At 62.6% G+C, this 26,485-nt stretch carries 24 protein-coding genes and 2 pseudogenes; 15 read left to right on the forward strand and 11 right to left on the reverse strand.

Going from position 1 to position 26,485, the window contains the following annotated elements; all coding sequences use genetic code 11:
• Nucleotides 1–147 precede the first annotated feature (147 nt).
• From ACI2KG_RS02600 to ACI2KG_RS02620, 5 genes are read left to right on the forward strand one after another with little or no spacing between them, the layout of a single operon-like run.
• Entirely contained in the window at nt 148–1,227 is a 1,080-nt protein-coding gene (locus tag ACI2KG_RS02600; protein ID WP_404660677.1) for a serine hydrolase domain-containing protein, read from the forward strand.
• Nucleotides 1,224–1,520: an amidase gene (locus ACI2KG_RS02605; RefSeq protein WP_404660678.1), complete on the forward strand. Its 297-nt coding sequence runs from the start codon at nt 1,224–1,226 to the stop codon at nt 1,518–1,520. Before ACI2KG_RS02600 ends, ACI2KG_RS02605 begins: the two co-directional genes overlap by 4 nt.
• Nucleotides 1,521–1,564: 44 nt before the next feature.
• On the forward strand, nt 1,565–2,146 hold the full coding sequence (locus ACI2KG_RS02610; protein WP_404660679.1) for a YceI family protein: 582 nt from the start codon (nt 1,565–1,567) through the stop codon (nt 2,144–2,146).
• A gap of 1 nt (nt 2,147) precedes the next feature.
• Nucleotides 2,148–3,305: a phosphatidylserine/phosphatidylglycerophosphate/cardiolipin synthase family protein gene (locus ACI2KG_RS02615; RefSeq protein WP_404660680.1), complete on the forward strand. Its 1,158-nt coding sequence runs from the start codon at nt 2,148–2,150 to the stop codon at nt 3,303–3,305.
• A 51-nt stretch (nt 3,306–3,356) separates the two neighbouring features.
• Nucleotides 3,357–3,935: a DJ-1/PfpI family protein gene (locus ACI2KG_RS02620; RefSeq protein ID WP_012274008.1), complete on the forward strand. Its 579-nt coding sequence runs from the start codon at nt 3,357–3,359 to the stop codon at nt 3,933–3,935.
• Nucleotides 3,936–4,059: 124 nt separating this feature from the next.
• Here the strand turns inward: ACI2KG_RS02620 and ACI2KG_RS02625 are convergent, their stop codons facing one another.
• Nucleotides 4,060–4,458, reverse strand: coding sequence for a nuclear transport factor 2 family protein (locus ACI2KG_RS02625; RefSeq protein WP_201202622.1), 399 nt, complete (start codon nt 4,456–4,458; stop codon nt 4,060–4,062).
• A gap of 115 nt (nt 4,459–4,573) precedes the next feature.
• Between ACI2KG_RS02625 and ACI2KG_RS02630 the strand changes: the two genes are divergently transcribed.
• Nucleotides 4,574–5,164, forward strand: coding sequence for a GNAT family N-acetyltransferase (locus tag ACI2KG_RS02630; RefSeq protein WP_404660681.1), 591 nt, complete (start codon nt 4,574–4,576; stop codon nt 5,162–5,164).
• Nucleotides 5,165–5,185: 21 nt separating this feature from the next.
• Nucleotides 5,186–5,417 (forward strand): annotated as a pseudogene (locus tag ACI2KG_RS02635) (amidohydrolase); the annotation flags it as partial.
• A gap of 122 nt (nt 5,418–5,539) precedes the next feature.
• Here ACI2KG_RS02635 and ACI2KG_RS02640 read toward each other — a convergent pair.
• Nucleotides 5,540–7,063: a fumarate hydratase gene (locus ACI2KG_RS02640; RefSeq protein WP_404660682.1), complete on the reverse strand. Its 1,524-nt coding sequence runs from the start codon at nt 7,061–7,063 to the stop codon at nt 5,540–5,542.
• A gap of 357 nt (nt 7,064–7,420) precedes the next feature.
• Between ACI2KG_RS02640 and ACI2KG_RS02645 the strand changes: the two genes are divergently transcribed.
• The gene (locus ACI2KG_RS02645) at nt 7,421–8,341 is read left to right on the forward strand and encodes an iron-sulfur-binding ferredoxin reductase (RefSeq protein WP_404660683.1); all 921 of its coding nucleotides are present in this window, start codon (nt 7,421–7,423) and stop codon (nt 8,339–8,341) included.
• 126 nt (nt 8,342–8,467) lie between these two features.
• Here ACI2KG_RS02645 and pyk read toward each other — a convergent pair whose 3' ends face one another.
• Nucleotides 8,468–9,922: a pyruvate kinase gene (gene pyk, locus ACI2KG_RS02650; protein ID WP_400614648.1), complete on the reverse strand. Its 1,455-nt coding sequence runs from the start codon at nt 9,920–9,922 to the stop codon at nt 8,468–8,470.
• Nucleotides 9,923–10,160: 238 nt separating this feature from the next.
• Here pyk and ACI2KG_RS02655 point away from each other — a divergent pair, with 238 nt between their 5' ends.
• The 3 genes from ACI2KG_RS02655 to sbcB all read left to right on the forward strand — a co-directional run bounded on the left by ACI2KG_RS02655 (nt 10,161) and on the right by sbcB (nt 12,521).
• Nucleotides 10,161–10,547, forward strand: a complete 387-nt coding sequence (locus tag ACI2KG_RS02655; RefSeq protein ID WP_201202617.1) for a tetratricopeptide repeat protein — start codon at nt 10,161–10,163, stop codon at nt 10,545–10,547.
• 123 nt (nt 10,548–10,670) lie between these two features.
• A complete protein-coding gene (locus tag ACI2KG_RS02660; RefSeq protein WP_404660684.1) occupies nt 10,671–11,030 on the forward strand; it encodes a PilZ domain-containing protein in 360 nt (119 codons plus the stop codon).
• 57 nt (nt 11,031–11,087) lie between these two features.
• Entirely contained in the window at nt 11,088–12,521 is a 1,434-nt protein-coding gene (gene sbcB / locus ACI2KG_RS02665; protein WP_404660685.1) for an exodeoxyribonuclease I, read from the forward strand.
• Between the two features lie 73 nt (nt 12,522–12,594).
• Here sbcB and mvaT read toward each other — a convergent pair whose 3' ends face one another.
• On the reverse strand, nt 12,595–12,972 hold the full coding sequence (mvaT, locus tag ACI2KG_RS02670) for a histone-like nucleoid-structuring protein MvaT (RefSeq protein WP_060497979.1): 378 nt from the start codon (nt 12,970–12,972) through the stop codon (nt 12,595–12,597).
• Nucleotides 12,973–13,255: 283 nt separating this feature from the next.
• Between mvaT and purU the strand changes: the two genes are divergently transcribed.
• Complete coding sequence (gene purU / locus ACI2KG_RS02675; protein ID WP_110742665.1) at nt 13,256–14,107, forward strand: formyltetrahydrofolate deformylase; 852 nt, start codon at nt 13,256–13,258, stop codon at nt 14,105–14,107.
• A 292-nt stretch (nt 14,108–14,399) separates the two neighbouring features.
• On the opposite strand, the gene ACI2KG_RS02680 is transcribed toward purU, so the two are convergent.
• The 5 genes and pseudogenes from ACI2KG_RS02680 to ACI2KG_RS02700 form a co-directional block, all read right to left on the reverse strand.
• The gene (locus ACI2KG_RS02680; protein WP_404660686.1) at nt 14,400–15,392 is read right to left on the reverse strand and encodes a lysylphosphatidylglycerol synthase transmembrane domain-containing protein; all 993 of its coding nucleotides are present in this window, start codon (nt 15,390–15,392) and stop codon (nt 14,400–14,402) included.
• Nucleotides 15,389–16,153 carry a DUF2334 domain-containing protein gene (locus ACI2KG_RS02685; protein ID WP_404660687.1) on the reverse strand — a complete coding sequence of 255 codons (765 nt, stop codon included), beginning with the start codon at nt 16,151–16,153 and terminating at the stop codon, nt 15,389–15,391. The genes ACI2KG_RS02680 and ACI2KG_RS02685 overlap by 4 nt, the downstream gene beginning before the upstream one ends.
• A complete protein-coding gene (locus ACI2KG_RS02690) occupies nt 16,146–17,267 on the reverse strand; it encodes a glycosyltransferase family 4 protein (protein WP_404660688.1) in 1,122 nt (373 codons plus the stop codon). Before ACI2KG_RS02690 ends, ACI2KG_RS02685 begins: the two co-directional genes overlap by 8 nt.
• Nucleotides 17,268–17,491: 224 nt before the next feature.
• A complete protein-coding gene (locus ACI2KG_RS02695) occupies nt 17,492–18,256 on the reverse strand; it encodes a methyl-accepting chemotaxis protein (RefSeq protein ID WP_400615057.1) in 765 nt (254 codons plus the stop codon).
• 93 nt (nt 18,257–18,349) lie between these two features.
• Nucleotides 18,350–19,366: pseudogene (locus ACI2KG_RS02700) on the reverse strand (cache domain-containing protein); the annotation flags it as partial.
• Nucleotides 19,367–19,534: 168 nt separating this feature from the next.
• Between ACI2KG_RS02700 and ACI2KG_RS02705 the strand changes: the two are divergent.
• Nucleotides 19,535–21,010: a helicase HerA-like domain-containing protein gene (locus tag ACI2KG_RS02705; protein ID WP_404660689.1), complete on the forward strand. Its 1,476-nt coding sequence runs from the start codon at nt 19,535–19,537 to the stop codon at nt 21,008–21,010.
• Nucleotides 21,011–21,111: 101 nt separating this feature from the next.
• On the opposite strand, the gene ACI2KG_RS02710 is transcribed toward ACI2KG_RS02705, so the two are convergent.
• Together ACI2KG_RS02710 and ACI2KG_RS02715 are read right to left on the reverse strand one after the other, a co-directional pair.
• Nucleotides 21,112–22,584: an inorganic phosphate transporter gene (locus ACI2KG_RS02710; RefSeq protein WP_400614664.1), complete on the reverse strand. Its 1,473-nt coding sequence runs from the start codon at nt 22,582–22,584 to the stop codon at nt 21,112–21,114.
• A 313-nt stretch (nt 22,585–22,897) separates the two neighbouring features.
• A complete protein-coding gene (locus tag ACI2KG_RS02715; protein ID WP_201207269.1) occupies nt 22,898–23,098 on the reverse strand; it encodes a hypothetical protein in 201 nt (66 codons plus the stop codon).
• A gap of 477 nt (nt 23,099–23,575) precedes the next feature.
• On the opposite strand from ACI2KG_RS02715, the gene pcaR reads away from it, so the two are divergent.
• Both pcaR and ACI2KG_RS02725 read left to right on the forward strand, forming a co-directional pair.
• A complete protein-coding gene (pcaR, locus tag ACI2KG_RS02720) occupies nt 23,576–24,451 on the forward strand; it encodes a pca regulon transcriptional regulator PcaR (RefSeq protein ID WP_400614666.1) in 876 nt (291 codons plus the stop codon).
• A gap of 428 nt (nt 24,452–24,879) precedes the next feature.
• A complete protein-coding gene (locus tag ACI2KG_RS02725; RefSeq protein ID WP_404660690.1) occupies nt 24,880–26,226 on the forward strand; it encodes an MFS transporter in 1,347 nt (448 codons plus the stop codon).
• Nucleotides 26,227–26,485 lie beyond the last annotated feature (259 nt).

Below are 26,485 nucleotides of genomic sequence, written 5' to 3' on the forward strand. Positions count from 1 at the left end.
CGATGCCGAAGCCTATGCAGTACTTGTAGGTGGCTGGCCAGTAATGGGGCCAGGACAGGCGGCGCGATGCTCAAGGTTCATGAGGTACCTGTGGGAGCTGGCTTGCCGGCGATGGGCTGCACAGCAGCCCCAAAAATGGCGATTACCATGAAGGCACTCCTGCTGACACTGCTGATGGTTACGGGTTGTGCCTTGGCAGAGAATTGGCCCCAGCCAGACTGGGTGATCGATAACGCCACTGATGATTGGCAAGCCGTCGACGCCTACGCCTTTCCCGCTTCCACCAGCGCCGAGCACACTGGTATTCGCACCGACGCCCTGCTGATCATCCGCGATGGCCGCATCCTCCACGAACGCTACGCCGCGCCCACCACAGCGGCCACCGCACACCTCACCTGGTCGATCAGCAAAAGCGTACTCGCCACACTGCTGGGCGTCGCCCAAGGCCAAGCCCGCTTCCAGCTGCAAGACCCGGTCAGCCGCTTCTACCCGCCGATGCGCGCCCACCCTGGCGTGCGCATGGCCGACCTGCTGCACTGGGCCAGCGGCCTGGATTGGCAGGAAGACTACGAATACGCCCCGCTGAAATCCTCGGTGGTGGCCATGCTGTATACCCGTGGTCGCGCGGACATGGCCGCCTACGCGGCGGCGCGGGGCATGGCAGCCAGCCCCGGCCAGCGCTTTCTCTATTCCAGTGGCGACAGCAACCTGCTGGCCGCCGCACTGCGCGGCATGCTCGACCCCGGTCAATATGATGACTACCCCTGGCAGGCACTGTTCAGCCCCTTGGGTATCGAGAGTGCGGTGTGGGAGCGTGACCGTGCGGGCACTTACGTTGGCTCTTCTTATCTGTACCTCACGGCCCGCGACCTGGCACGTATCGGCCTGCTGATGCAGCGCGACGGGCGCTGGCAGGGTCAGCAACTGCTACCCCAGGCCTGGGTGGCCTTCAACCGTACGGCATTTGCCCAGGCCGAAGCGCTGCCCGGCGAGGCTAACCCCGGCGGCCACTGGTGGCTCAACCAGCCGTTGGCCGGCGCCGAACGGCCGTGGCCGAATGCGCCCGCAGACACCTTCGCGGCCCTGGGGCATTGGGGCCAGGCGCTTTATGTGTTGCCTGCGCAAAAGCTGGTGATCGTGCGCTACGGCGATGACCGTGACGGCAGCTACCGTCATGACGAACTGCTGAAACGGGTGCTGGCGGCGTTGCCCAAGGAGGGTGCATGAAGCGCGTGCTGTTGCTGGTGCTGGTGGCCCTGCTCGGCTGGGCGTGGCTGGAGCGTCAGGCGCTGGCGGACTTCCCCGGCATCCTCTCGGCCTACTCGGCCAAGGAGTACTGCTCGTGCCGCTTTGTCATGGGCTTCGACGAGGGGTATTGCCGAGGCTATGTGAAGCAATGGCTGCCTTTGCGCCGGTTGGAGGAAGACACCCCGCAGCGTCTGGTGACCGCCGAAGGCCTGGGCCAGCGCAACCAGGCCGCCTGGCACGGCACGCGCGCGGGTTGCCGCTTGCTGCCGTGAAGGCGGGCGGGTAAGGTTGGCGGCCTGGTTTCACGAGATCTGTCATGTTCAAGCTGCCCCGTCTGCTCCCCGCCCTGTTGCTGGCTTTGTGCCTGCCCGCCCATGCCAACTGGCACCTTGATGGCGAGTCTTCGCGCCTGTCGTTCATTACCGGCAAGAACGGTGATACCGCCGAAGTGCATCGTTTTCTGGTGCTGCATGGTTCGGTCGACCGCAAGGGCGCGGCGGGCTTGCGCATCGAGATGGACTCGGTGAGCAGCGGCATTCCGCTGCGCGACGAGCAGATGCGCGACCACCTGTTCGAGGTCGAGCGGTTTGCCGAAGCCAGCGTGAAGGCGCAAATCGACCTGCGCCCGATCAACGACCTGGCCGACGGGGCGCAGGTCGAACTGCGCCTGCCACTGACGGTGACCCTGCATGGCCAGTCGCACAGTTATAACGCGCTGTTGCTGGCCACCCGCCTGGATGCGCGACGCTTCCAGGTGGTGACCCTTGAGCCAGTGGTGCTGCGTGCCGAGGATTTCGGCCTGCTGCCGGGGCTGGAAAGCCTGCGCAAGTTCGCCAAGCTGAAATCCATCAACCCATCGGTACCGGTGAATGCGGTGCTGATTTTCACCGCCCGCTGACATGGCGGGGCCGGTCTTCCCCTGGCGGGATGGCAACCAGTTCGAGCTGCTGATCGACGGCCCCGAGTTCTTTCCGCGCATGCTCACTGCGATCGTGCGTGCCGAGTTCCAGGTCGACCTGGAACTGTACCTGGTCGAAGCTGGCGCCTGTGCCGAAGCCGTGGTTGAAGCACTTGAGCAGGCCGCCCGGCGTGGCGTACGGGTTCGCTGTCTGTTCGACGACTACGGCTCATTGGCCTTCAACAGCAAGTTGCGCCAGCGCCTGGTGGATGCGGGTGTGTACCTGCGCTGGTACAACCGGCTGCGCTGGACGCGTGGCCTGCGCAACTTGTACCGCGACCATCGCAAGCTGCTGCTGGTGGACGAGCGCTGGGCCGCGGTGGGCGGCACCGGGGTTACCGACGAGTTCTGGACACCGGGTGATGCCACCAGTGACTGGCACGAAGTCATGGTGCAGATCGAGGGGCCGGTGGTGACCGACTGGCAACTGCTGTTCGACCGCCAATGGCACGCCAACAACCGCCGCACCGCCTGGCGCCCCGCCGAAGGCTTCGGCTTGCCGCGCCTGCCCAAGGTGCCTGCACAGGGGCAGGGTCTGGGCCGGGTAGCCTATGCCGACGCCCGTCAGCACCAGGACATCCTGCATGCGCTGGTGCGGGCGCTGAACAGCGGCAAGCAGCGGGTATGGCTGGCCACGCCGTACTTCCTGCCGACCTGGAGCGTGCGCCGCTCATTGCGTCGCGCCGCCAGCAAGGGCCTGGATGTGCGCCTGCTGCTGACCGGCCCACGCACCGATCACCCTTCGGTGCGCTACGCTGGGCACCGTTACTACCCGCGCCTGCTGCGCGCAGGGGTACGTATTTTCGAGTACCAGCCGTGTTTCCTGCACCTGAAAATGGCCGTGGTGGATGACTGGGTCAGCGTCGGTTCGTGCAACTTCGACCACTGGAACCTGCGCTTCAACCTTGAGGCCAACATCGAGGCGCTGGACCCGCCGTTGACCGCCGCCGTGGTTGCCAGCTTCGAGCGCGACTTTGCCCTGAGCGAGGAGGTTGACCTTGCTCACTGGCATGCCCGGCCGCTGTGGCGGCGGGTCAAGCAACGGGTGTGGGGCTGGCTCGACCGCCTGGTAGTGAACGTGCTCGACCGCCGTGACTGATAGCGGCTATCGTGCAATGACTGTTCACGGGCAATGGAAGGAGTGGATGCGATGACGGCGAAGAAAATTCTCATGCTGGTGGGTGATTATGTCGAGGATTACGAAGCGATGGTGCCGTTCCAGGCGCTGAGCATGGTCGGCCACACGGTGCACGCAGTGTGCCCGGAAAAGCTGGCGGGGCAGACGGTACGTACCGCGATTCATGACTTCGAGGGTGAACAGACCTACAGCGAAAAACCTGGGCACAACTTTGCCCTGAACTACGACTTTGTGCGGGTGCGGCCCGAGAGTTACGACGCGCTGCTGATCCCCGGTGGCCGCGCGCCGGAGTACCTGCGCCTGGATGAAAAGGTGCTGGAGCTGGTGCGCGCGTTCGACCAGGCGGGCAAGCCGATTGCGGCGGTGTGCCATGGCGCGCAGTTGCTGGCGGCGGCCGGGGTGCTGGAAGGACGGGAATGCAGCGCGTACCCGGCGTGTGCGCCGGAGGTGCGGCTGGCGGGTGGCACGTTCATCGACATAGCCGTGGACCAGGCGCATGTAGATGGCAACCTGGTGACCGCACCGGCCTGGCCAGCGCACCCGGCGTGGCTGGCGGCCTTCCTCAAGGTGCTGGGCACCCGTATCGCCTGACCGGGCCCTATCGCCGGCAAGCCAGCTCCCACAGGTTTAGCGAAGGTTTCAAGACCTGTGGAGTACCTGTGGGAGCTGGCTTGCCGGCGATAAGGCCAGTACAGGCAATACACCTCTGCCAGGCTCAACCGACCTGCTCAACCCAGTCATTGAGGTTGTAGTAGTTCGTCACCCGGGCAATCTTGCCGCAGTGAATGTAGAAGAACGCCCCCGCCGGCAACACGTAGGTCTGCCCGTTGGCCGCCGGCAACCCTTCATCATCGGCCAGGTACTCACCGTGTACGGTGAACTCCGCCGCCGCGCGGCTGCCTTCGGCGTTCTGCATCACCACGATATCGGCCAGCCGCTCGCGGTAGCAGCGGTTCATCTTGTCCATGAACGCCGCAAACCTGGCCTTGCCCATTTGCCGCTCACCCTGGTTGATGTCGTGGATCACGTCCTCGCTCAGCAGCGCCAGGAAGCCCGGCATGTCGCCAGCGTTGAAGGCGGCATAGTAAGCATTTACCAGTTCGGTAGCGGTCATGGAACAATACCTGTCGTGTAGGGAAAAGGCGGGTCGTTGCCCCGGATGATAGGGTTTCCCCTCAAGCCCGGCTTAGCCGAGCGCGTCATCCACATCGACAAAACGACCGCCAAGCATGGAAATACGCCTGTTGCACGGCGCCGCTATCGCGCCTTACATCGATGACCTCGCTCGCCTGCGCTTAACGGTGTTTCGCGAGTTTCCCTACCTGTACGACGGCACCCCGGAGTACGAAGCCGACTACCTGGCCAGCTATGCCCGTTCCGGGCGCAGCCTGGTGGTGCTGGCGCTGGACGACGGCAAGGTAATCGGCGCTTCTACCGGCCTGCCGCTGGTGGATGTTGCGCCGCAATTCCAGCAGCCATTCCTGGCCCAGGGGCGCGACCCGGCCAGTGTGTATTACTTCGGTGAATCGCTGGTATTGCCGGAGTACCGTGGCCAGGGCCTGGGCGTGCGCTTTTTCATCGAGCGCGAGTCCTACGCACACAAACTGGCCGAGTTCGATTACTGCGCGTTCTGCGCCGTAGAGCGGCCAGGCGTGCACCCACGCCGCCCGGCCGATTACAAACCGTTGCACGGTTTCTGGCGCAACCGCGGCTTCCTGCACGATCCGTCGCTGCGCACCCGTTATGCCTGGCGCGACCTCGACGAGGCGGAAAGCTCCGACAAGCTGATGTCGTTCTGGACCAAGGAGCTGCCGGTTTGATCCGTGAAGCGGTGGAGGCGGGCGCCGCGGTCGCCGGCGTTGGACAAGAACATCGGGCGGGCAGGGTTGTTCGTGCCGCCGGATCACGGGATGCCGGGGGGACGGGGTGGTGGCGTTGAGTGAGGCGTTGAGCCCGCAGAGCAGCCAGTGGCTGGTGTGTGAGGTGGATCTTGAGAAGGTGCGGCGGGTGAGGCAGGAAGGGCAAGTGTTTGCCCGTAGAGACTGGCCGGAGCAGTTTGACCGGATTCTGTGAAAACAGGGAGGGCCTCTTCGCGGGTGAACCCGCTCCCACAGCAACATCACAGGTCTCGAATCCTGTGGGGTCCCTGTGGGAGCGGGTTCACCCGCGAAGCAGGCGACACGGTTACATCAGGCTTACTTCACTTCAACGGCCAGGCTCTGGGCAATCTTGTTCTGCCACAGGGCTGGGCCAGTGATGTGTACCGACTCACCGTTGCTGTCTACGGCAACAGTTACCGGCATGTCCTTGACCTCGAACTCGTAGATCGCTTCCATGCCCAGCTCGGCGAAGGCCAGAACCTTCGACTTGCGAATGGCCTGGGCCACCAGGTAGGCAGCGCCGCCCACGGCCATCAGGTACACGGCCTTGTTGTCCTTGATCGCTTCGATCGCGGTCGGGCCACGCTCGGACTTGCCGATCATGCCCAGCAGGCCAGTCTGCTCGAGGATCTGGCGGGTGAATTTGTCCATGCGGGTGGCGGTGGTCGGGCCAGCCGGGCCTACCACTTCGTCACCGACCGGGTCGACCGGGCCGACGTAGTAGATGAAGCGGCCTTTCAGGTCCACCGGCAGCTGTTCGCCACGGTTGAGCATTTCGACCATGCGCTTGTGCGCGGCGTCGCGGCCGGTCAGCATCTTGCCGTTGAGCAGGATGGTTTCGCCTGGCTTCCAGCTTGCGACTTCTTCCGGGGTGATGTCGTCGAGGTTGACGCGACGGGCGCTCGGGCCAGCTTCCCAGACGATTTCCGGGTAAGCGTCCAGCGACGGCGCTTCCAGCTCGGCCGGGCCGGAGCCATCGAGCACGAAATGGGCGTGGCGGGTGGCGGCGCAGTTGGGGATCATGCACACCGGCAGCGAGGCGGCGTGGGTCGGGTAGTCCATGATCTTGACGTCGAGCACGGTGGTCAGGCCACCCAGGCCCTGGGCACCAATGCCCAGCTGGTTGACCTTCTCGAACAGCTCCAGGCGGATTTCTTCCAGGCGGTTCTGCGGGCCACGGGCTTTCAGCTCATGGATGTCGATGGACTCCATCAACACTTCCTTGGCCATGACTGCGGCCTTCTCGGCGGTACCGCCGATGCCGATGCCGAGCATGCCAGGCGGGCACCAGCCAGCGCCCATGGTCGGCACGGTCTTCAGCACCCAGTCGACGATCGAGTCGGACGGGTTCAGCATGGCCATCTTCGACTTGTTCTCCGAGCCGCCGCCCTTGGCTGCGACATCGACCTCGACCTTGTCGCCGGGGACGATGGAGTAGTGGATCACTGCCGGGGTGTTGTCCTTGGTGTTCTTGCGGGCACCGGCCGGGTCGGCCAGGATCGAGGCGCGCAGGACGTTTTCAGGCAGGTTATAGGCGCGACGCACACCTTCGTTGATCATGTCGTCGACGCTCAGGGTAGCGCCGTCCCAGCGTACGTCCATGCCCACGCGCACGAACACGGTGACGATACCGGTGTCCTGGCAGATCGGGCGGTGGCCGGTGGCGCACATGCGCGAGTTGATCAGGATCTGGGCGATGGAATCGCGCGCAGCGGGCGACTCTTCACGCAGATAGGCCTCGTGCATGGCCTGGATGAAATCGACGGGGTGGTAGTACGAGATGAATTGCAGGGCGTCGGCGACGCTCTGAATCAGGTCGTCTTGCTTGATCACGGTCATGCAGCGCGCTCCTCTTAAAGACGGGAACATTCATAGAGACGCTCGACGGTGCCGACCAGCATGTCGAAACGCCTTGCAAAGGCGCGCCGGCAGCATGGCCGACGCAAAAGGGCGCGGCAGTATAGCGTGCCTCACCGCGTGAAACACCTGCGCGTGGTCTGGACCATGGTCGGTTGGGCGCCAGGCATCCTTTTTGCTGCTGACTCATGTGACAGGCCTTAAAATCGATGGGGCTGCTGCGCAGCCCGATCGCGACACAAGGCCGCTCACACCGGCCTTTGTGGGAGCGGCCTTGCGCCGCGAATGGGGCGCAAGGCGCCCCCAGATGACAACACTGGTCCGGAGATATTGCTGAACATGCCCGAACTTTGCGTGGGCGAGCGCCGCTGGGCGGTGCCGACCGGCAGCAACCTGCTCGATGCCCTGAACGAGGCCGGGCTGAATGTGCCCTACAGTTGCCGCGCCGGCAGCTGCCATGCCTGCCTGGTGCATTGTCAGGCTGGGCAGCCGCTGGACGCCCTGCCCGAAGCCTTGGCCCTGGACAAGCATGCCCAGGGCTGGCGCCTGGCCTGCCAGTGCCGGGTGGTCGAGAACCTGCAGGTTGCGCTGTTCGACCCACGGCGCGATGGCGTGCCGGCCAGGATCAGCGGGTTGGACTGGTTCGGCGATGTCTTGCGATTGCGTTTAAAGCCCGGGCGAGCGTTGCGCTATCAGGCCGGTCAGCATGTGGTGCTGTGGCTTGGCGAAGTCGCACGGCCGTATTCGCTGGCCAGCCTGCCGGGTGAGGATGATCAGCTTGAGTTCCATATCGATTGCCGGCGACCTGGGGCTTTTTGTGACAAGGCGCGTGGGCTGCAGGTGGGCGATGAGATGCGTCTGGGTGAGCTGAGAGGTGGCGCGTTGCACTACGACCCCGACTGGCAGGACCGACCGCTGTGGCTGTTGGCAGCGGGTACCGGGCTGGCGCCACTGTGGGGCATCTTGCGCGAGGCATTGCGCCAGGGGCATCGGGGCGAGATCAGGCTTGTGCATGTGGCGCGGGACCTGGCCGGGCACTATCTGGCGGAACCGCTGTTGCAGTTGCCAGGGGTGAAGGTGGAGTTGGTGCTGGCGGAGCAACTGGAGGAAGCGCTGGCCGGATTGCGGCCGTCATCGCGGCAGACGGTGGCGCTAGTGTGTGGTGCGCCGGGGAGTGTCGAACGGTTTGCCCGGCGGCTGTTTATCGCCGGCGTGCCGCGGGGGCAGGTGTTTGCTGATGTGTTCGTTGAGCATGTTTGAGAATGCTGGGAGGGCTTCGCCCTCCTTTCGCGACACAAGGCCGCTCCTACAGGGGAAATGCGTAACCCTTGTAGGAGCGGCCTTGCGTCGCGATGGGCCGCAAAGCGGCCCCATTAGAGCAGCAGATCAACCGACCAGCGGATCACCCACATGCAGGATCTTCATGCCATTGGTGCCACCAATGGTGTGGTAGCTGTCACCCTTGGTCAGGATCACCCAGTCACCTTGCTCCACCAGGCCACGCTTGAGCAGTTCGTCGACGGCTGCCTGGCTGACCTTGTCGGCCGGCAGCGAAGCCGGGTCGAAGGCAATCGGGTAGACGCCACGGAACATGTTGGCCCGGGCCTGAGTAGCGCGGTGCGGCGACAGCGCGTAGATCGGCACGTGCGAACGCAGGCGCGACATGATCAGCGGGGTGTAGCCACTTTCGGTCAGGGCGATGATCGCCTTCACGCCCGGGAAGTGGTTGGCGGTGTATATGGCCGCCAAGGCGATGCTCTCGTCGCAGCGCTCGAAGGTGGTGTGCAGGCGGTGGCTGGACTTCTGGCTGGTCGGGTGCTTTTCGGCGCCCGAGCAGATACGGGCCATGGCCTGTACGGCTTCGATCGGGTAGGAACCTGCAGCACTCTCGGCCGACAGCATCACCGCGTCGGTGTTGTCGAGCACGGCGTTGGCCACGTCGGACACTTCGGCACGGGTCGGCATCGGGTTCTGGATCATCGACTCCATCATCTGGGTCGCCACGATCACCGCCTTGTTGTTGCGGCGGGCGTGCTGGATGATCTTCTTCTGGATGGCGATCAGCTCGGCGTCGCCGATTTCCACGCCCAGGTCACCACGGGCAACCATGACGGCGTCGGAGGCAAGGATCAGCTTGTCCAGGGTCTCGTCGTCGGCAACCGCTTCGGCGCGTTCGATCTTGGCCACCAGCCAGGCGCTGCCGCCGGACTCGTCACGCAGCTTGCGCGCGTATTCCATGTCGCTGGCGTCACGCGGGAACGACACGGCCAGGTAGTCCAGGTCCATTTCCGCGGCCAGCTTGATGTCGGCCTTGTCTTTTTCGGTCAGGGCCGGTGCGGTCAGGCCGCCACCTTTGCGGTTGATGCCTTTGTGGTCCGACAGCGGGCCACCAATGATCACCACGCAATGCAGGGCATCGGCGGTGGCGGTTTCGACGCGCATGACCACGCGGCCGTCGTCGAGCAGCAGTTCGTCACCGACGCCGCAGTCCTTGACCAGGTCGGGGTAGTCGATACCGACGATGTCCTGGTTGCCTTCGGTCAGCGGGTGGGCGGTGGAGAAGGTGAATTTGTCACCGATTTTCAATTCGATGCGCTTGTTGGCGAACTTGGCGATGCGGATCTTCGGACCCTGCAGGTCGCCCAGCAGTGCAACATGGCGGCCGTTCTTGGCGGCGATCTCACGAATCAGGCGCGCGCGGGCCTTGTGCTCGTCCGGAGTGCCGTGGGAGAAGTTCAGGCGTGCCACGTCCAGGCCGGCGAGGATCAGCTGTTCGATCACTTCCGGCGAGTTGCTGGCGGGGCCAAGGGTGGCGACGATTTTGGTACGGCGGATGCTCATGCACAGACTCCTATAGTGAAGCGCAGCGAAAGGCTACTCCTGAATCTCGCTGTAGTCATTGTTCCGTTGCACTACCTGCGACCTTCCGGGATAGGGCAGCTGCAAGCTACAAGCGGCAAGCTACAAGTAAAAGCGCGAGCGGCGCATACGCTGCTTTTTCTTGCAGCTTGCAGCTTGCATTTCGCGATTGAAGAAAACCCACTCCAAGCCGATATACTTCCCATCAAAGGAGATCCCCATGCGAGCCCTGATCGTTTTAGCCCTGGCCGTCAGCGCCACCGGCTGCACCCGCTGGTCCATGGACCACCACCTGAACAATGCCTACCGCGCCTACGACCGTGGCGATTGTGCGCGGGTCATGCTTGAACTGTCGCAGGTCGACCGCACCAGCCGTGCACGACCGTTCATCCACCCCGAGGTGTCGCTGCTGCGTGGTCAGTGCCTGGAACGCCAGGCGTTGTATGTGGATGCTGCGCAGACCTACCAGTACCTGATTCAGCAGTACCCGCGCAACGAGTACGCCTACCGGGCCCAGGCACGTCTGCAGACGCTGGAAAAACTAGGCCACTTGCGCGGCAGCGAAGCAGCTGTGGCCAGCCCGGTGACGACCGCACCTTGGCGCTAACACCAAGGTGTGGTTTATTTCACGAGATTTGCAGCGTGCGCTGCGCTAATCTGTAAATCAGCTGTTACAACAACCGCCAGTACCTTGTATTCCTGGCACCAGGTACGGAATACACTCGCGATCATGTTCAACAAGCGCCATATCGAACGCCATCAGCTGCCTTGTGTCCTCAAGGTATTCAACCGCTTTACCGGTCAGGAGATCGGCCAGCTGGGCAATGCCTCCGAAGACGGCTTGATGGTCATCAGCCAGCTACCCGTGCTGGTTGGGCCCGATTACGAGCTGCAGTTGCGCATGCCTCTTGTCGGCGGCGGCCACCAGTTCGTCAATCTCACTGCCAGCTGCCTGTGGTGCAGCGAAGACCAGACCCCCGGGCATTACGATTCGGGGTTCATGCTGCTGCAGGCACCGCGCGAGTACGAGGATTTCGTCCGTTCGCTGCGCGACTATTTCAGCTTCCGCCCGGCCAACGCCTCTGCCTGAGCCTTGGCATTGCAGAATCGCGCTAGAATCGGGTCGACCTTGATACAGGACGACCCCGTGACCTCCAGCATTTTCTGGCACGACTACGAAACCACCGGCATCAACCCGCGCTGTGACCGGCCGCTGCAGGTGGCCGGCCTGCGCACCGACTTCGACCTCAACGAGATCGACGAGCCGATCAGCCTTTATTGCCGGCCTTCGGACGATATCCTGCCGCACCCGGCAGCCTGCCTCGTGACCGGTATCACCCCGCAGTTGCTGGCCGAACAGGGCCTGTGCGAAGCCGAGTTCATGACCCGGGTGCATGCGCAACTGGCGCAGCCGGGCACCTGCGGCGCCGGCTACAACACGCTGCGCTTCGATGACGAAGTAACCCGCTACAGCCTGTACCGCAATTTTTTCGACCCCTATGCCCGTGAGTGGCAGGGCGGCAACAGCCGCTGGGACCTGATCGACATTGTGCGCACCGCCTATGCCTTGCGCCCTGATGGTCTTCAATGGCCGCAGCAGGACGGGCGCACCAGCCTGCGCCTGGAACTGTTGAGCAAGGCCAATGGCATTGACCACGGGCATGCCCACGAAGCGCTTTCCGACGTGCGGGCAACCATCGCCCTGGCCCGCCTGATCCGGCAGAAACAGCCCAAGTTGTATGACTGGCTGTTCCAGTTGCGCAGCAAGCATAAAGTGATGGAACAGGTCCGCCTGCTGCAGCCGCTGGTACATATATCCGGGCGCTTTTCGGCGGCGCCAAATTACCTGGGCGTGGTATTGCCGCTGGCCTGGCACCCGCGCAATCGCAATGCACTGATTGTGTGCGACTTGCATCAGGAAACCCTACCGTTACTAAGGGAAAGTGCTGAAGTTCTGCGTCAGCGCTTGTACACCCGACATGATGAATTGGCCGAAGGTGAATTACCGGTTCCGCTGAAACTGGTGCAGATCAATCGTTGTCCGGTACTGGCGCCGCTGTCGGTATTGCGCCCGGTCGATCAACAACGATTGGGCCTCGACTTGACGTTGTTACAATTGCGCGGCGAACAGTTGGCCAATCAACAGGCGCAATGGCAAGACAAGCTGGAGCACATCTACGGCAAGGAAGACTTTGCCCCGAGTGACGACCCGGAACAGCAGTTGTATGACGGTTTTATCGGTGATCGCGACCGGCGCTTGTGCGAGCAAGTGCGTACGCTGGACCCTGCACAGTTGGGCAGCGGGCACTGGATGTTCGATGATCCGCGGCTGCCGGAACTGTTGTTCCGTTATCGGGCACGTAACTTCCCTGACACCTTGAGCCACGAAGAGCGACAGCGTTGGCAGGGCTTCTGCCAGCAGCGCCTGAGCGACCCGCAATGGGGCGCGCCGAATACCCTGGGCGACTTCGAACAGGCGCGTCAGCAAGCCTGGGAGGGCGCCGACGAGGCGGGCAGGCGAGTGCTGGATGCCTGGCAATTGCATGCCCGGCAATTGCAGCAACAGTTAGCTATTGGCTGAAGGCCAGACAAACAAAAACGCCGGCAATGTGCCGGCGTTTTCTTTTGCGACAAGCAAAGGCGTAGGTGGACAATCAGTCCAGCAGAGTAGCCCAGCTTTCAACCACGTCGCCGCCCCAAGTGGCTTTCCACTCTTTCAGGGTCTTGTGGTTGCCGCCTTTGGTTTCGATCACTTCACCGTTGTGCGGGTTCTTGTATTGCTTGACCTTGCGTGCACGCTTGGTGGCAACAGCCTTGACCGCACCACGGGGTGCTTTGCTCAATTTCGACTCTGGGTCGAGCAGGGCAATCACGTCGCGCAGCGACTTGGAGTACTCGCCCATCAGGGTGCGCAGTTTGCCTTCGAACTCCAGTTCTTTCTTCAGCTTGTCATCCTGCGACAGGTTGGCCAGGCGGGCCTGAAGTTCCTTGATGGCTTCTTCGGTAGCGCGGTACTCGTTGATCAGGGACATGGAGTGTTCCTTAATGCGTGTTCGGAAATGTGTGGGGCAATAATAGACAGCCGATACTCGCAAGTAAACATAATATTGGGCAGTTAACTGTTAATTAAGCTGTGACAATATTTCTCAGGTGAACAAAAATTTACATAAGCGCCGAGACGTTGGTCATGTCTGTCAGACATTGCCCGCAGTGCAGCGCGCTGGCTACACAGGCCGCCCTCGCTGCAATCAATACTGCGTTTTTGCTGGTGTGCCGCTAGAATGAGCGCCTTTGCGAAGTTCTGGAGTCTCATTCATGCGCACCTATCGTCTGGTGATCGCCTGCCCCGACCGTGTAGGCATCGTGGCGAAAGTCAGTAATTTCCTGGCCTTGTACAATGGCTGGATCAACGAAGCCAGCCACCACTCCGATGAGCAGAGTGGTTGGTTCTTCATGCGTCATGAAATCCGCGCTGAATCACTGCCGTTTGGTATCGAAGCCTTCCGCGAGGCCTTTGCACCGATCGCTGAAGAGTTTTCCATGACCTGGCGCGTGACCGACTCGGCGCAGAAAAAGCGCGTGGTCTTGATGGCCAGCCGTGAGTCGCACTGCCTGGCCGACCTGTTGCACCGCTGGCACACCGACGAGCTGGACTGCGAGATCCCTTGCGTGATCTCCAACCACAACGACCTGCGCAGCATGGTCGAGTGGCACGGTATTCCGTTCTTCCATGTACCGGTCGACCCCAAGGACAAGGCCCCGGCGTTTGCCGAGGTGTCGCGCCTGGTGGAGGAACATGCTGCCGACGTGGTAGTGCTGGCCCGCTACATGCAAATCCTGCCGCCGCAACTGTGCCGGGATTATGCCGAGAAGGTGATCAACATCCACCACAGCTTCCTGCCCTCGTTCGTGGGTGCCAAGCCGTATCACCAGGCGTCCCTGCGTGGCGTGAAGCTGATCGGTGCAACTTGCCACTACGTCACCGAAGAGCTGGACGCCGGCCCGATCATCGAGCAGGACGTGGTACGTGTCAGCCATGCCGACAGCATCGAGGACATGGTCCGCTTTGGCCGTGACGTGGAGAAGATGGTACTGGCCCGTGGCCTGCGTTATCACCTGGAAGACCGCGTGCTTGTGCATGGCAACAAGACGGTGGTGTTTGACTGATGCAGTCGGGTTGGCTGTGAGATTTTGGGGCTGCTTCGCAGCCCATCGCGACGCAAGGCCGCTCCTACAAGGTGTACGCCGTGCTTTGTGTAGGAGCGGCCTTGTGTCGCGATGGGGCGCAACGCGCCCCCGGCGATCTTGAGGGGTACTACAGTGGCAAAGCAACGCAACCAACCCACCGCCTCACCCCCACCCACCCTGGGCGAAGGTTGCCTGGCCCGCTACGACCCCGAAGCCCTGGCCGACACCGACGGCACCGACTTCCCCGGCGCCGCCGAACTCTGGCAACAGCTCAACCCGCCTGACGCCGCCAGCGCTCCAGCAGCGGACGCGCCAGCAGGCACACGAACACCGGCCCACCCGCGAGCAGATAAAAGTAGTAAGTAACCGCCCGCCATATCAGGATCGCCGCCGCGGCGGTCGAACTGCCCACCAGTGGCGTCAGCAGGCTGGCCGAAGTCAGCTCGGCGGCTCCCGCCCCACCCGGCAGCAGGCTGAACTGCCCAGCACTGAGTGACAGCATCTGCACCAGGAAGCTGGGGATCCACGCCAAATTCACGCCCAGCCCGCGCAATACCAGGTACAACACGCTGTAGCGCAAGCTCCAGTGCGCACAGGTCAAGGTGAACACCATTGCCAGCGTGCGTTTGGGCAGGCGCCAGGTTTGCGCCAGCGCGTCGATGAAATGCAGCACCTTGCGTGCCCAACGCCGTTGGCGCTGCCTGCCGACGCCCACCCGCTGCAGCAGCTTGCCATTTACGCGCATCACCACGCGTCGATAGCGCATCAGGCCGATTACCCCGGCCAGCGCCGTGCACAGCAGCAATGCACTGCCCAGTAGCATGCTTTCCTGGCTGCGACCCAGGCTGTGGAACAGCGCATAGCCGGCAATCGCCAGCATGGCGCAGAAGAAGAACAGCAAGTCGTTGAGCTGGTCCATGGCGAACACGGCGCCACTGTGCGCCGGGCCGATGCGTTCACGCGCAAGCAGAGCCATGAGGGTCAACGGGCCGCCGCTACCGCCGGGCGTGGTGCAAATGGCGAATTCGGTGGCCATCACCACGCCCAGGCTACGCATGCGCCCAAGCCTTTCACCTTGCTGGCCGAGCAGCAGGCGCAGGCGGATGGCATTGATCACCCAGCACAGCAGGATCATGCCCAACAGCGTCAGCAGCAGGCCGGGCTCGAAGCCTTTCAGCCTGGGCAGCAGCTCGCTGCCACCCAGCAGGGTGGGTACCAGCACCGCGCCGAGCAGTGCCAGGCCAAGCCAGGCCAGGCGGTTCATGCGTTCGCCTGGCGGTCCAGCCAGGCCGATTTGGTCAGTGGCTCACGGCCTTGTGCCAGCAGGGTGCGCAAGGTGTTCAGCCAGTACTCGCGGGAGGTGCGATGGCGCATGTCCACCGGGTGCAGGCCCAGGCGCAGCGTCTCGGCGTTGTGCCAGCGCCGGCATTGCCAGTCGCACAGTACCCGCGACATCCCACGGCGCCAGGCACTGCGGGCGCTCCACACCAGCCCCGGTGCCTTGATGGCCGTGAAGTCGGGCAGGCGGTACAGGTGCTGCGGCGTGCTGGTGTAACGCAGCGGCAGGCTGCGCAGCGCCTGGCGGGTGCCTTCGCTCATCAACCAGGCCGGCGCGACGAAGCCTGCCACCGGCCAACCCTGCTGGTCGAACAGCGCCAGGCCGTGCTCCAGGCGCTGCAACGCCTGTTGCCGGTCGAGGCCGAAGAACTCGCCTTCATGGGTGTAGATGCGGCGCATGAAGTATTCACCGGGCGTACGGGGTGGCGGGCCATTGTCGGCATGGTAATAGCCGTGCAGGGCCAGCTCGTCTCCTTGGGCCAGGCGCCGTTCCAGTAGGCGGCAGAAAGCCGGTGAGCGCAGCAGCGGGTTGCGCTGGTGAAAGTCCGGCACCACCAGCCAGGTCATGGGTACGCCGCCGATGGCGTCGACGGCCTGGACAAAGGGCTGGTAGTCGGGCCAGGTCTCGGGCGCGACATCGTGCAGCACCAGCATCAGGCTGCGCGATGGCGGCAGTGGCTCAAGCATGGGCGCGTACCTGTGGCTGGTGACCCAGCACGGCCTGGTAGTGCTGCAGCAGGCCGTTGACCACGTTGTCCCACGCGTAGTGCTGCTCCACGTGGTGCCGGGCCTGCACACCGAGTTTGCGTGTACCGGCCTCGAACGCCTCGCGTACGGCCGCTGCCATGGCGCGGCCATCGTTGGGCGCGCACAGGCGGCCGCACTGTTCGTTGATGATTTCGCCAAAGGCACCGGCGCGCACGGCTACCACCGGTGTGGCGCTGGCCATGGCTTCGAGAATGACCAGGCCGAAGGTTTCCTGATCGCCCGCATGCACCAGCAGGTCGGCGCTGGCCATGAACCGCGCGACCTCTGGGGCAGGGCAGAAGTGGTCGATCACGCTGACGTTGTTCGGCACGTTGGCCGGCATGTTCGAGCCCACCAGCAACAAATGGTAGGGGCTGCCAAGCTGTTGTATGCAGTCGAGCAGCACCGGCAGGTTCTTTTCCCGCGAGCCTCGGCCGGCATAGATCAGCAGGCGGCTGGTGTCGGCAATGCCCAGTTCGGCGCGCAGGCGTGGGTCGCGCCGTGCGGGGTTGAAGGTGGCCAGGTCTACGCCAAGGCGCTGTACGTGCACGTCACGCACACCCAGGCGGCGCAGCTTGTCGGCCATGACCTGGCTGGGGGCCAGCACCCGGTCGAAATTGCCGTACAGCTTGCTGACATAGGCCTCTACATTCGGCTTAAACCAGTTGCCCATGCGGTTGCTGACCAGCAACGGCAGGTCCGAATGATAGAAACCGATGACCGGCACGTCGAGCTGGCGCCGCGCCTCCAGCGCCGCCCAGGCCGTCAGGTAGGGGTCGCCGACTTCGATAAGGTCGGGCTTGAGCGTGCGCAGTGTCTTGCACCAGGGGGCCAGGCGTACCGGAAAGCGATAGCCTTTGCCGAACGGCAAGGGGGGCGCCGGCACGTGGTAGATACCATCGGCGTTGTGGGCGCTGGCACCGGGAATCAACAGGCTGTGGCGTACACCCTGGATGGCTTCGAGACGGTGATGTTTGGCATCAAGATAGGTACGTACGCCACCGCTGGCCGGGGCGTAGAACATGGTGATGTCGGCGATGTGCACGATCAGCATCCCTCCGGGATCGTCTTCGGGTGTGTCATCAAGCGGTAACTTGCCGGCGATGACGCGCCTAAAGGTTGACCTTTCAGAAGAATAGTTTGTTCGATCGGAGTTGGGTGGCGGTGTAACGCTGGAGAGTGGTGCTGGCTTGTTCGCGGGTAAACCCGCTCCTACAGGGGATAACGTAAACCGGTAGGAGCGGGTTTACCCGCGAAGCAAGCGACTCGGCCTGACTGTCAGATACGGAAACTGCCCACCAGATGCTTCAGGCGGCCAGCCTGCTTCTCCAGGTCGGAGCACGCCCGCAAGGTCGCTTGCAAGTTCTCCACACCTTCCTGGTTGAGCATGTTGATTTCGTTGATGTCCATGTTGATTGCCTCGACCACGGCGGTCTGCTCCTCCGTGGCGGTGGCGACCGACTGGTTCATGCCGTCGATCTCGCCGATGCGCACAGTCACGCTGTCCAGGCGCTCACCGGCCTGGTTGGCGATCTGCACGCTGTCCTGGCTGTGACGCTGGCTCTGGTCCATGGTCTCGACCGAATCGCGGGCGCCCACCTGCAGTTCTTCGATCATGGTCTGCACCTGCTGCGCCGACTCCTGGGTGCGGTGTGCCAGGTTGCGCACTTCATCGGCAACCACGGCAAAACCACGCCCGGCTTCACCGGCGCGGGCCGCTTCGATGGCGGCGTTCAGCGCCAGCAGGTTGGTCTGCTGGGAGATGCTGGTGATCACTTCAAGGATCTGGCCGATGTTCACGGTCTTGCTGTTCAGGGTTTCGATGTGCTCGCTGGAGGTGACGATCAGGTCCGACAGGCGGTTCATCGCGGCAATGTTGCGCTCGACCACTTGCTGGCCTTCTTCGGCCAGCAGGCGTGCGGAGCTGGCGTGCTGCGAAGCCTGGGCGGCGTTACCGGCAATTTCCTGGGCGGCGGCGCCCAGCTCGTTGATGGCGGCGGCCACGCTGTTGGTGCGGTTGGACTGCTCGTCGGAGTTGGTCATCGACGAATTCGAGGCGCTGATCACCCGCAAGGCGACTTCGTTGACCTGCTCGGTGGCCGAGGACACTTCGCGGATGCTGCCATGGATGCGCTCGACGAAGCGGTTGAAGGCGTTGCCGAGGATGCCGAATTCGTCGTGGTTGTGAATGCGCAGGCGCTTGGTCAGGTCGCCTTCACCTTCGGCGATGTCTTCCATGGCACGGGTCATGGTGTGCAACGGCTGCATCAGTACGCGGATCAGCAGGCCAAGCAGGCCGATGATGATCACCACCGCCACGACCGTGGCGATCACCGCCGAGGTGCGGAAGGTGCTGAGCATCGAGAAGGCCTTGTCCTTGTCCACCGACAGGCCGATGTACCAGTTGGCCGACGGCAGGCCGCTGATCGGGGTGAAGCTCAGCAAGCGGGCCTGGCCATCGCTCTGCACTTCGGTCAGCTCGCTGGAAAGCTTCGGGGTGTGTTGCGGGAACAGGTCCGACAGCGACTTCATCACCAGGTCTTTGTCCGGGTGCACCAGAATCTTGCCCTGGTCGTTGACCAGGAAGGCGTAGCCCATGCCACCGAAGTTCAGCGAGTTGATGATTTGCACCAGGCCGTCCAGTGCCAGGTCGCCGCCCACCACGCCGACACTGCTGGAGACCTTGCTGAGGATGCCGATGACCATCTTGTTGGTGGTCATGTCGATGTACGGCTCGGTCAGGGTTGCCCCGCTGGCATTCATGCCATCTCTGTACCAGGGCCGGGTGCGCGGGTCATAGCCATCGGGCATTTTCGAATCTGGGCGCACGCTGAAGCCGCCATCGACCTTGCCCAGGTAAACAGTGAGGAAACTGGAAATCAGCGCATTCTGGCCCATGAGGGTTTCAGCATTAGCCGGGCTCTGGGCAATGTTCTGCGCCAGGTTTTCCACCAGTTTGATACGCCCTTCGAACAGGTTGCGGATGTTGGTCGAAGTGGAGGTGCCCATTTCAGCCAGATAGTTTTCCAGGTCCTCGCGGATCGCATTACGCTGGAGGTAATCGTTGTAGAGGGTGAAAAGGCTGAAGGCGAGTATCACGATCAGTGAAGCCGCCAAAAGAATCTTGTGGCTGAAACGAAGGCTTTTGTTCATGGCGTAATCGGTTCCGCTAAGGTTTTATATCAGGCGTTCGCACGCGTAGAGCCGCAAGGCAGTGCAACATCCCGAAAAGTCCCTTTTCGGTTGTTCCTCTCTATTAAGGCGAATATGACCCAAAGGTATCGGCCGAATTAAGCTAAAGCTTGAGCAGAGGATTAAGAGATGTCGGAAAATTCCACCATCGTTGTAGGCGCAGGCCCTGATGGCCAGCCCGTCGGGCAAGCAATGCGGCTGGCCAACCGCCACGGCCTGGTGGCAGGGGCGACGGGGACTGGCAAGACCGTCACCCTGCAGCGGCTGGCGGAGGTGTTCAGTGATGCCGGGGTGGCAGTGTTCGCCGCCGATGTCAAAGGCGACCTCTGCGGTTTGGGCGCTGCCGGTGCGCCGCAGGGCAAGGTCGCCGAGCGTATTGCCGGCATGCCATGGCTGGCGCATACGCCGCGGGGCTACCCGGTCAGCGTGTGGGATATCGCCGGGCAGTCTGGCCACCCGCTGCGCACCACCCTTAGCGAGATGGGGCCGTTGCTGCTGGGCAACTTGCTGGAACTGACCGACAGCCAGCAGGCGGCGCTGTATGCCGCGTTCAAGGTGGCCGACCGTGAGGGCCTGTTGTTGCTGGACCTCAAGGACCTCAAGGCGCTGCTCGCGCACCTGAAGGACAACCCGCTACTGCTCGGTGAAGACAGTGCGCTGATGACCACGGCATCCACCCAGGCCCTGCTGCGCCGGCTGGCGACGCTGGAGCAACAGGGCGCCGAGGCGTTGTTCGGCGAGCCGGCATTGCAGCTGGAAGACCTGCTACGCCCGGACCCGGATGGCCGCGGCCGGATCCACCTGCTCGATGCCAGCCGGCTGGTGCATGAAGCCCCCAAGGTGTACGCGACCTTCCTGTTGTGGCTGCTGGCGGAGTTGTTCGAACAGCTGCCTGAACGCGGCGATGCCGACAAACCGGTGCTGGCGTTGTTTTTCGATGAGGCGCACCTGCTGTTCAACGGTACACCCAAAGCGCTGCAGGAGCGCCTGGAGCAAGTAGTGCGGCTGATCCGCTCCAAGGGGGTTGGCGTGTACTTCGTTACCCAGTCGCCTGGCGATTTGCCAGATGCGGTGTTGGCCCAGCTGGGTTTGCGCATTCAGCACGGCTTGCGGGCGTTTACTGCCAAGGAGCAGAAGTCGCTGCGCGCCGTGGCTGATGGCTTTCGCCCCAACCCGGCATTCGACACCCTGGCGGTGCTGACCGAACTCGGGATTGGCGAGGCGTTGGTGGGAACGCTGGAAGAGAAGGGCACGCCGGCCATGGTTCAGCGGGTGCTGGTGGCACCGCCGCAGTCGCGGATCGGGCCGTTGAGTGCGGCTGAGCGCAGTGCGCTGATTACGGCTTCGCCGTTGGCCGGGCGCTATGACAAGCCGGTGGACCGTGAATCGGCCTATGAAATGCTCACCCAGCGTAAAGGTGAGGCGGTAGAGCCGGCGCCGCAACCGAAGGCGGATGAAGAGAGCTTTGCCGACAAAGCCGGTGAATTCCTGCAGAGTGCGGCGGGGCAGGCGATCAAATCGGCGGTGCGCCAGGCAGCTAATCAGCTGGGGCGGCAGTTGGTGCGTGGGTTGATGGGGTCGTTGTTGGGGGGCAAGAAAAAGTAGTGACCCTCTTGGCTAGCACGGGCCCCTCCTACAAGAAGCGGTTTTTCACAGACATGAAAAAAGGCGCCCCCGGAGGCGCCTTTTTCTATTTGCGGTGTCGCTCAGCCAATGGCTTTGGACGCCAGCCAGAACAGGCCGGCCGCCAGGCCCATCGAGGCTGGCAGGGTGAGCACCCAGGCCATCAGGATGGTCTTGACGGTGCCGCCTTGCAGGCCACTTTTGTTGGCGACCATGGTGCCGGCAACGCCGGACGACAGTACGTGGGTAGTCGATACCGGCAGGGCGAACACGTTGGCCAGGCCGATGGCGCAGGCTGCGGTGATTTGTGCCGACATGCCCTGGGCATAGGTCATGCCTTGCTTGCCGATCTTCTCGCCTACGGTCAGCACCACACGCTTCCAGCCCACCATGGTGCCCAGGCCCAAGGCCAGGGCGACGGCCACGATCACCCAGAACGGGGCGTATTCAGTGGTGGCGGTAAGGTCTTTGCGCAGCTTTTCCAGGTCGGCCTTTTCACGGGCGTCCAGGCCTGGCAGCTTGCCTACTTTCTTCGCCGTGTCATCCAGGCACAACAAGTAGCGGCGCACTTCAACGCGCTTGTCGGCGTCCAGGCTGTGGTAGTCGGTCACGCCTTGCAGCGAGGTTTGCAGGGCGGCAATGGTCGGCTCGGTCTGCTGTGGGTTGCAGCTGAACTGCTCCGGCAGGTCGCTGGCCTTGGCCTTGCCCAGTGCCAGGAACTCGCCCAGTGTGGCGGCGTTGCGCTGGTAGAACTGGCTCATGTGCAGGGTGGCGTCGCGGGTGCGCTCGATCTGGTAGGTGGTGCTGTTCAGGTCGAGGACGAACTTGGCCGGGACGATGCCGATCAGCACCAGCATGATCAGGCCGATGCCTTTCTGGCCGTCGTTGGAGCCGTGCACGAAGCTTACGCCCATGGCGGAAACCACCAGGACCAGACGGTTCCAGAACGGCGGGTGCTTCTTGTCGTCGAGCTTGCGACGCTGGTCAGGGGTTTTGTGCATCTTCGACAGCGGGCGCCACCATTTCAGGCCGATCAGGACCAGGGCGGCAACAGCGAAGCCAGCCATCGGCGAGACCACCAGCGACATGGCGATGTCGATCGCCTTCTGCCAGTTGACGCCGTCGCCCAGCGGGATGTCGTTGATCAGCGCGTTGGCCAGGCCGACACCCAGAATGGAGCCGATCAGCGTGTGCGAGCTGGACGCGGGAATACCAAAGTACCAGGTGCCAAGGTTCCAGGTGATGGCCGCAGCCAACAGCGAGAAGACCATGGCCAGGCCGTGCCCGGTGTTCACATTGATCAGCAGCTCTACCGGCAACAGGTGAACGATGGCATAGGCCACCCCGACACCACCGAGCAGAACGCCAAGGAAGTTGAACACGCCGGAGAAGAAGACGGCGAGGTGCGGTGGCATGGCTTTGGTATAGATGACGGTTGCTACCGCGTTTGCGGTGTCATGAAAGCCATTGATGAACTCGAAGGCGAGCACGAAGGTCAAGGCGAGCAGCAGGCTCACCAACACCCAGGCATCCAGTCCGCTGAATAAATCGATCATGAAGGTTGTCTGGCGGTCATAGGGGGGCGGGATTATGCCAGAAAACCTTGGCAATCGATGCACCTGCTATAGACCGATGGCAATCTTCATGGCGATGATGCAGCTCGCGTGGAGACGTATCGACGTAGGAAAATGTCGCCTAAAAAGCGCAAAAGTCAGTGAAACCAGGCATAAAAGCTGTGTTGAAGCCGTTTCGCTGTCGTTCAAACGGTTGTATGAAATTTGTGAAATTCCATTTCACCTTCGGCCTGGCGGTAAAGATCGACCGCGCCCGGGCTGGCCGGGCGACGACGCGCTCGCGTGGCCCTGTGGGTCAGGGCGTATCGCTGCGCAGTTCCTTTTCCATCCGTTCCAGTTCCTGGCTGAACGATTGGTCGCGCACGCTGGCACGTTTGCGCCAAGGTTTGCGTTCCGGATCCGGTTGGGCGGCGTAAGTGGTGACTTCGCCACCGTAAACATCCTTGTAACGTTCAGCCTGGCGCTCGAGTTCTGCGCGCAGTTCATCTTTCGTCACATGCAGTACCTGAATGAAGTGTAATGACTAATAGTTAGGTGCTGTGCAGCATGCACAGGCTTTGCCGGCCGCAACAGTTTGATACAGCGGAAGGTTCGTTACCGCAGTAACGTCGGGGCCTACGCAACCGATTATAGCAACCGATAATTCGCCGAACAGGGTTATTTACCCAACCCTGACACCCTCTGACGCAAGTTGTGAAATGTGCCTATAAACAATTTCGACCTTTCGTACAAGTTTGAAAGGCTTGGCGGATAAAAGTTCGCCGCAATGTCGAGGGCGGGGCGGGAATGAAAAACGGCCTCGCCAAAGGCGAGGCCGTTGCCTGGGGACTTCTACGGTGGGTACCTGACCAGTCTCTCCAAAGAAGCCACAAGTGGCAGGAGAAATGTATAAGCAAACGTGTCGGCGGTCAATTGCGATTATCGGCCGTTTGTTCGATAATCGCACGAACCGGCGTTTTTTTTGAGGTGTGCGATGAGTGACGAAACCCAGGGCAACGATTCCGCCAACCCGGAGGCGGCACGACCTGCTTCGGCTGCCATGGCACCGCCGATCGTGGCCTCCCCGGCCAAGCGCATTCAGGCTTTTACCGGCGACCCGGACTTCATGACCTCCCTGGCCCGTGGCCTGGCGGTGATCCAGGCCTTCCAGGAGCGCAAGCGCCACCTGACCATCGCCCAGATCAGCCACCGCACGGAAATTCCCCGCGCAGCGGTGCGCCGGTGTCTGCATACGCTGATCAAACTGGGGTATGCCACCACAGACGGGCGTACCTACTCACTGCTGCCCAAGGTGCTGACGCTGGGGCATGCCTACCTGTCATCGACGCCACTGGCCATTTCGGCCCAGCCTTACCTGGACCGCATCAGCGACCAGCTGCACGAGGCGGCCAACATGGCCACCCTTGAAGGTGATGACATCCTTTATATAGCCCGTTCGGCCACGGTGGAGCGGCTGATTTCGGTTGACCTGTCGGTGGGCGGGCGGCTGCCGGCCTATTGCACGTCGATGGGGCGTATCCTGCTGGCGGCCCTGGACGACACCAGCCTGCGTGAGTACCTGGACCGTGCCGACCTGAAGGCGCGCACCAGCCGTACCCTGCACGACCCTGAATCATTGTTCGCCTGCATCCAGCAGGTGCGCGCCCAAGGCTGGTGCGTGGTGGACCAGGAGCTGGAGCAGGGGCTGCGCTCGATTGCGGTGCCGGTGTATGACGCTTCGGGGCAGGTGCTGGCGGCGTTGAACGTGAGTACCCACGTTGGGCGGGTGACGCGCAGCGAACTGGAGCAGCGCTTCCTGCCGATTTTGCTGGCGGCCAGTCGCGACCTTTGCCATCAGTTGTTTGGTTGAGATTGCCTGGGCCGCTGTGAGGCCCAATCGTCGGCAAGCCGAACTCCCACAGGTAAAGCACAAGGCCTGAAACCTGTACACCACCTGTGGGAGCTGGCTTGCCGGCGATTGGGGCGCACAGCGCCCCCATTCAAATATTGAACAGGCAAAACCGTTTCCTGTGCGATAAACGCACAGTGTCGCTCCCGGTGAATTGCTTCACCTGCGCCCGCTGATTAATGTCTCTCGCAACGGTCGGCTGTGCCGACCGAACAAGAAAAACATAAGAGGCACTTACCATGCATACTGTCCCTTCGCTGCCGCGGCCGCACCCGCACGCAGTCCAGTTGTATCCAGGCTGACACAGGCCATACCCCCAATCATTGCCAATTTGTACCGGTAAACCGTGTGCAGTGGCCTGGCTGTGCCCCTCATTCTGGATAACAACAATGAACCAAGCGCAATCCAACGTCGGCAAAAGCCTCGACGTTCAGTCGTTCATCAATCAGCAGCCGTTGTCTCGCTATCAGTGGCGGGTCGTGCTGTTGTGCTTTCTGATCGTCTTCCTTGACGGCCTGGATACTGCTGCCATGGGCTTCATCGCCCCGGCCCTGTCGCAGGAGTGGGGTATCGACCGCGCCAGCCTTGGCCCGGTCATGAGTGCTGCCTTGATCGGCATGGTGTTCGGCGCTCTGGGCTCCGGGCCGTTGGCCGACCGTTTCGGCCGCAAGGGCGTGCTGGTGGGCGCGGTACTGGTGTTTGGCGGCTTTAGCCTGGCCTCGGCCTATGCCACCAACGTCGACCAGTTGCTGGTACTGCGTTTCCTGACCGGCCTGGGCCTTGGCGCCGGCATGCCCAATGCCACCACGTTACTGTCCGAATACACACCGGAGCGCCTGAAGTCGCTACTGGTAACCAGCATGTTCTGCGGTTTTAACCTGGGCATGGCCGGTGGTGGCTTCATTTCCGCCAAAATGATCCCTGCCTACGGCTGGCATAGCCTGCTGGTGATTGGTGGCGTGCTGCCGCTGTTGCTGGCATTGGTGCTGATGGTCTGGCTGCCGGAGTCGGCACGCTTCCTGGTGGTACGCAACCGTGGTACCGACAAGATTCGCAAGACCCTGTCGCCGATTGCGCCGCAGGTGGTGGCCGAGGCAGGTAGCTTCAGCGTGCCGGAACAAAAGGCCGTGGCCGCCCGCAACGTGTTCGCGGTGATCTTCTCGGGCACCTATGGCCTGGGCACGGTGCTGCTGTGGCTGACCTACTTCATGGGGCTGGTGATCGTCTACCTGCTGACCAGCTGGTTGCCAACCCTGATGCGCGACAGTGGCGCGAGCATGGAGCAGGCCGCGTTCATCGGCGCGTTGTTCCAGTTCGGTGGTGTGCTGAGTGCGGTTTTTGTGGGTTGGGCCATGGACCGCTTCAACCCGCACAAGGTGATCGGCATTTTCTACCTGCTGGCCGGCGTGTTCGCCTACGCCGTAGGGCAGAGCCTGGGCAACATTACCGTGCTGGCTACGCTGGTGCTGGTCGCCGGCATGTGCGTGAACGGCGCGCAGTCGGCAATGCCATCGCTGGCGGCACGCTTCTACCCGACCCAGGGCCGTGCCACGGGTGTATCGTGGATGCTGGGCATCGGCCGCTTTGGCGCGATTCTCGGGGCCTGGAGTGGCGCGACGTTGCTGGGCCTTGGCTGGAACTTCGAGCAGGTGCTGACGGCGCTGCTGGTGCCGGCGGCGCTGGCGACTGTGGGCGTGATCGTGAAGGGGCTGGTAAGCCACGCGGACGCGACCTGACGCAACGGCCTCATCGCCGGCAAGCTAGCTCCCACAGGTACAGCGCACCCTTTGAGACTTGTGCAGTTATTGTGGGAGCTGGCTTGCCGGATGAAGCCCGTACAGGCAGTGAAGGGGGTAGATAGGAATCTAACAAATAGTTCGATAATCGCCCAAATAGTCGATTATCGGATTGTAAGCGAGCTGCCACTCTCCTTAATCTGAGCTTACTGAAGCACCCTGACCAGTAGCCTCCAGCAGACCACCCCCGAACCACTGA

Origin of the sequence: Pseudomonas sp. NPDC089407, from assembly GCF_044900445.1 — a bacterium.
GTDB lineage: Bacteria > Pseudomonadota > Gammaproteobacteria > Pseudomonadales > Pseudomonadaceae > Aquipseudomonas.

Excerpts from the sequence above, each read along its gene's own strand:
- ACI2KG_RS02600 (WP_404660677.1), top strand. The coding sequence starts at position 148 with ATGAAGGCACTCCTGCTGACACTGCTGATGGTTACGGGTTGTGCCTTG.
- ACI2KG_RS02705 (WP_404660689.1), top strand. The coding sequence starts at position 19,535 with ATGTCGGAAAATTCCACCATCGTTGTAGGCGCAGGCCCTGATGGCCAG.
- ACI2KG_RS02680 (WP_404660686.1), bottom strand. The coding sequence starts at position 15,392 with ATGAACCGCCTGGCCTGGCTTGGCCTGGCACTGCTCGGCGCGGTGCTG.
- purU (WP_110742665.1), top strand. The coding sequence starts at position 13,256 with ATGCGCACCTATCGTCTGGTGATCGCCTGCCCCGACCGTGTAGGCATC.
- ACI2KG_RS02625 (WP_201202622.1), bottom strand. The coding sequence starts at position 4,458 with ATGACCGCTACCGAACTGGTAAATGCTTACTATGCCGCCTTCAACGCT.
- pcaR (WP_400614666.1), top strand. The coding sequence starts at position 23,576 with ATGAGTGACGAAACCCAGGGCAACGATTCCGCCAACCCGGAGGCGGCA.
- ACI2KG_RS02690 (WP_404660688.1), bottom strand. The coding sequence starts at position 17,267 with ATGCTGATCGTGCACATCGCCGACATCACCATGTTCTACGCCCCGGCC.
- pyk (WP_400614648.1), bottom strand. The coding sequence starts at position 9,922 with ATGAGCATCCGCCGTACCAAAATCGTCGCCACCCTTGGCCCCGCCAGC.
- ACI2KG_RS02615 (WP_404660680.1), top strand. The coding sequence starts at position 2,148 with ATGGCGGGGCCGGTCTTCCCCTGGCGGGATGGCAACCAGTTCGAGCTG.
- ACI2KG_RS02695 (WP_400615057.1), bottom strand. The coding sequence starts at position 18,256 with ATGACCAACTCCGACGAGCAGTCCAACCGCACCAACAGCGTGGCCGCC.
- ACI2KG_RS02640 (WP_404660682.1), bottom strand. The coding sequence starts at position 7,063 with ATGACCGTGATCAAGCAAGACGACCTGATTCAGAGCGTCGCCGACGCC.
- ACI2KG_RS02655 (WP_201202617.1), top strand. The coding sequence starts at position 10,161 with ATGCGAGCCCTGATCGTTTTAGCCCTGGCCGTCAGCGCCACCGGCTGC.
- ACI2KG_RS02620 (WP_012274008.1), top strand. The coding sequence starts at position 3,357 with ATGACGGCGAAGAAAATTCTCATGCTGGTGGGTGATTATGTCGAGGAT.
- ACI2KG_RS02660 (WP_404660684.1), top strand. The coding sequence starts at position 10,671 with ATGTTCAACAAGCGCCATATCGAACGCCATCAGCTGCCTTGTGTCCTC.
- ACI2KG_RS02605 (WP_404660678.1), top strand. The coding sequence starts at position 1,224 with ATGAAGCGCGTGCTGTTGCTGGTGCTGGTGGCCCTGCTCGGCTGGGCG.
- ACI2KG_RS02610 (WP_404660679.1), top strand. The coding sequence starts at position 1,565 with ATGTTCAAGCTGCCCCGTCTGCTCCCCGCCCTGTTGCTGGCTTTGTGC.
- ACI2KG_RS02710 (WP_400614664.1), bottom strand. The coding sequence starts at position 22,584 with ATGATCGATTTATTCAGCGGACTGGATGCCTGGGTGTTGGTGAGCCTG.
- ACI2KG_RS02685 (WP_404660687.1), bottom strand. The coding sequence starts at position 16,153 with ATGCTTGAGCCACTGCCGCCATCGCGCAGCCTGATGCTGGTGCTGCAC.
- ACI2KG_RS02630 (WP_404660681.1), top strand. The coding sequence starts at position 4,574 with ATGGAAATACGCCTGTTGCACGGCGCCGCTATCGCGCCTTACATCGAT.
- ACI2KG_RS02725 (WP_404660690.1), top strand. The coding sequence starts at position 24,880 with ATGAACCAAGCGCAATCCAACGTCGGCAAAAGCCTCGACGTTCAGTCG.
- ACI2KG_RS02645 (WP_404660683.1), top strand. The coding sequence starts at position 7,421 with ATGCCCGAACTTTGCGTGGGCGAGCGCCGCTGGGCGGTGCCGACCGGC.
- mvaT (WP_060497979.1), bottom strand. The coding sequence starts at position 12,972 with ATGTCCCTGATCAACGAGTACCGCGCTACCGAAGAAGCCATCAAGGAA.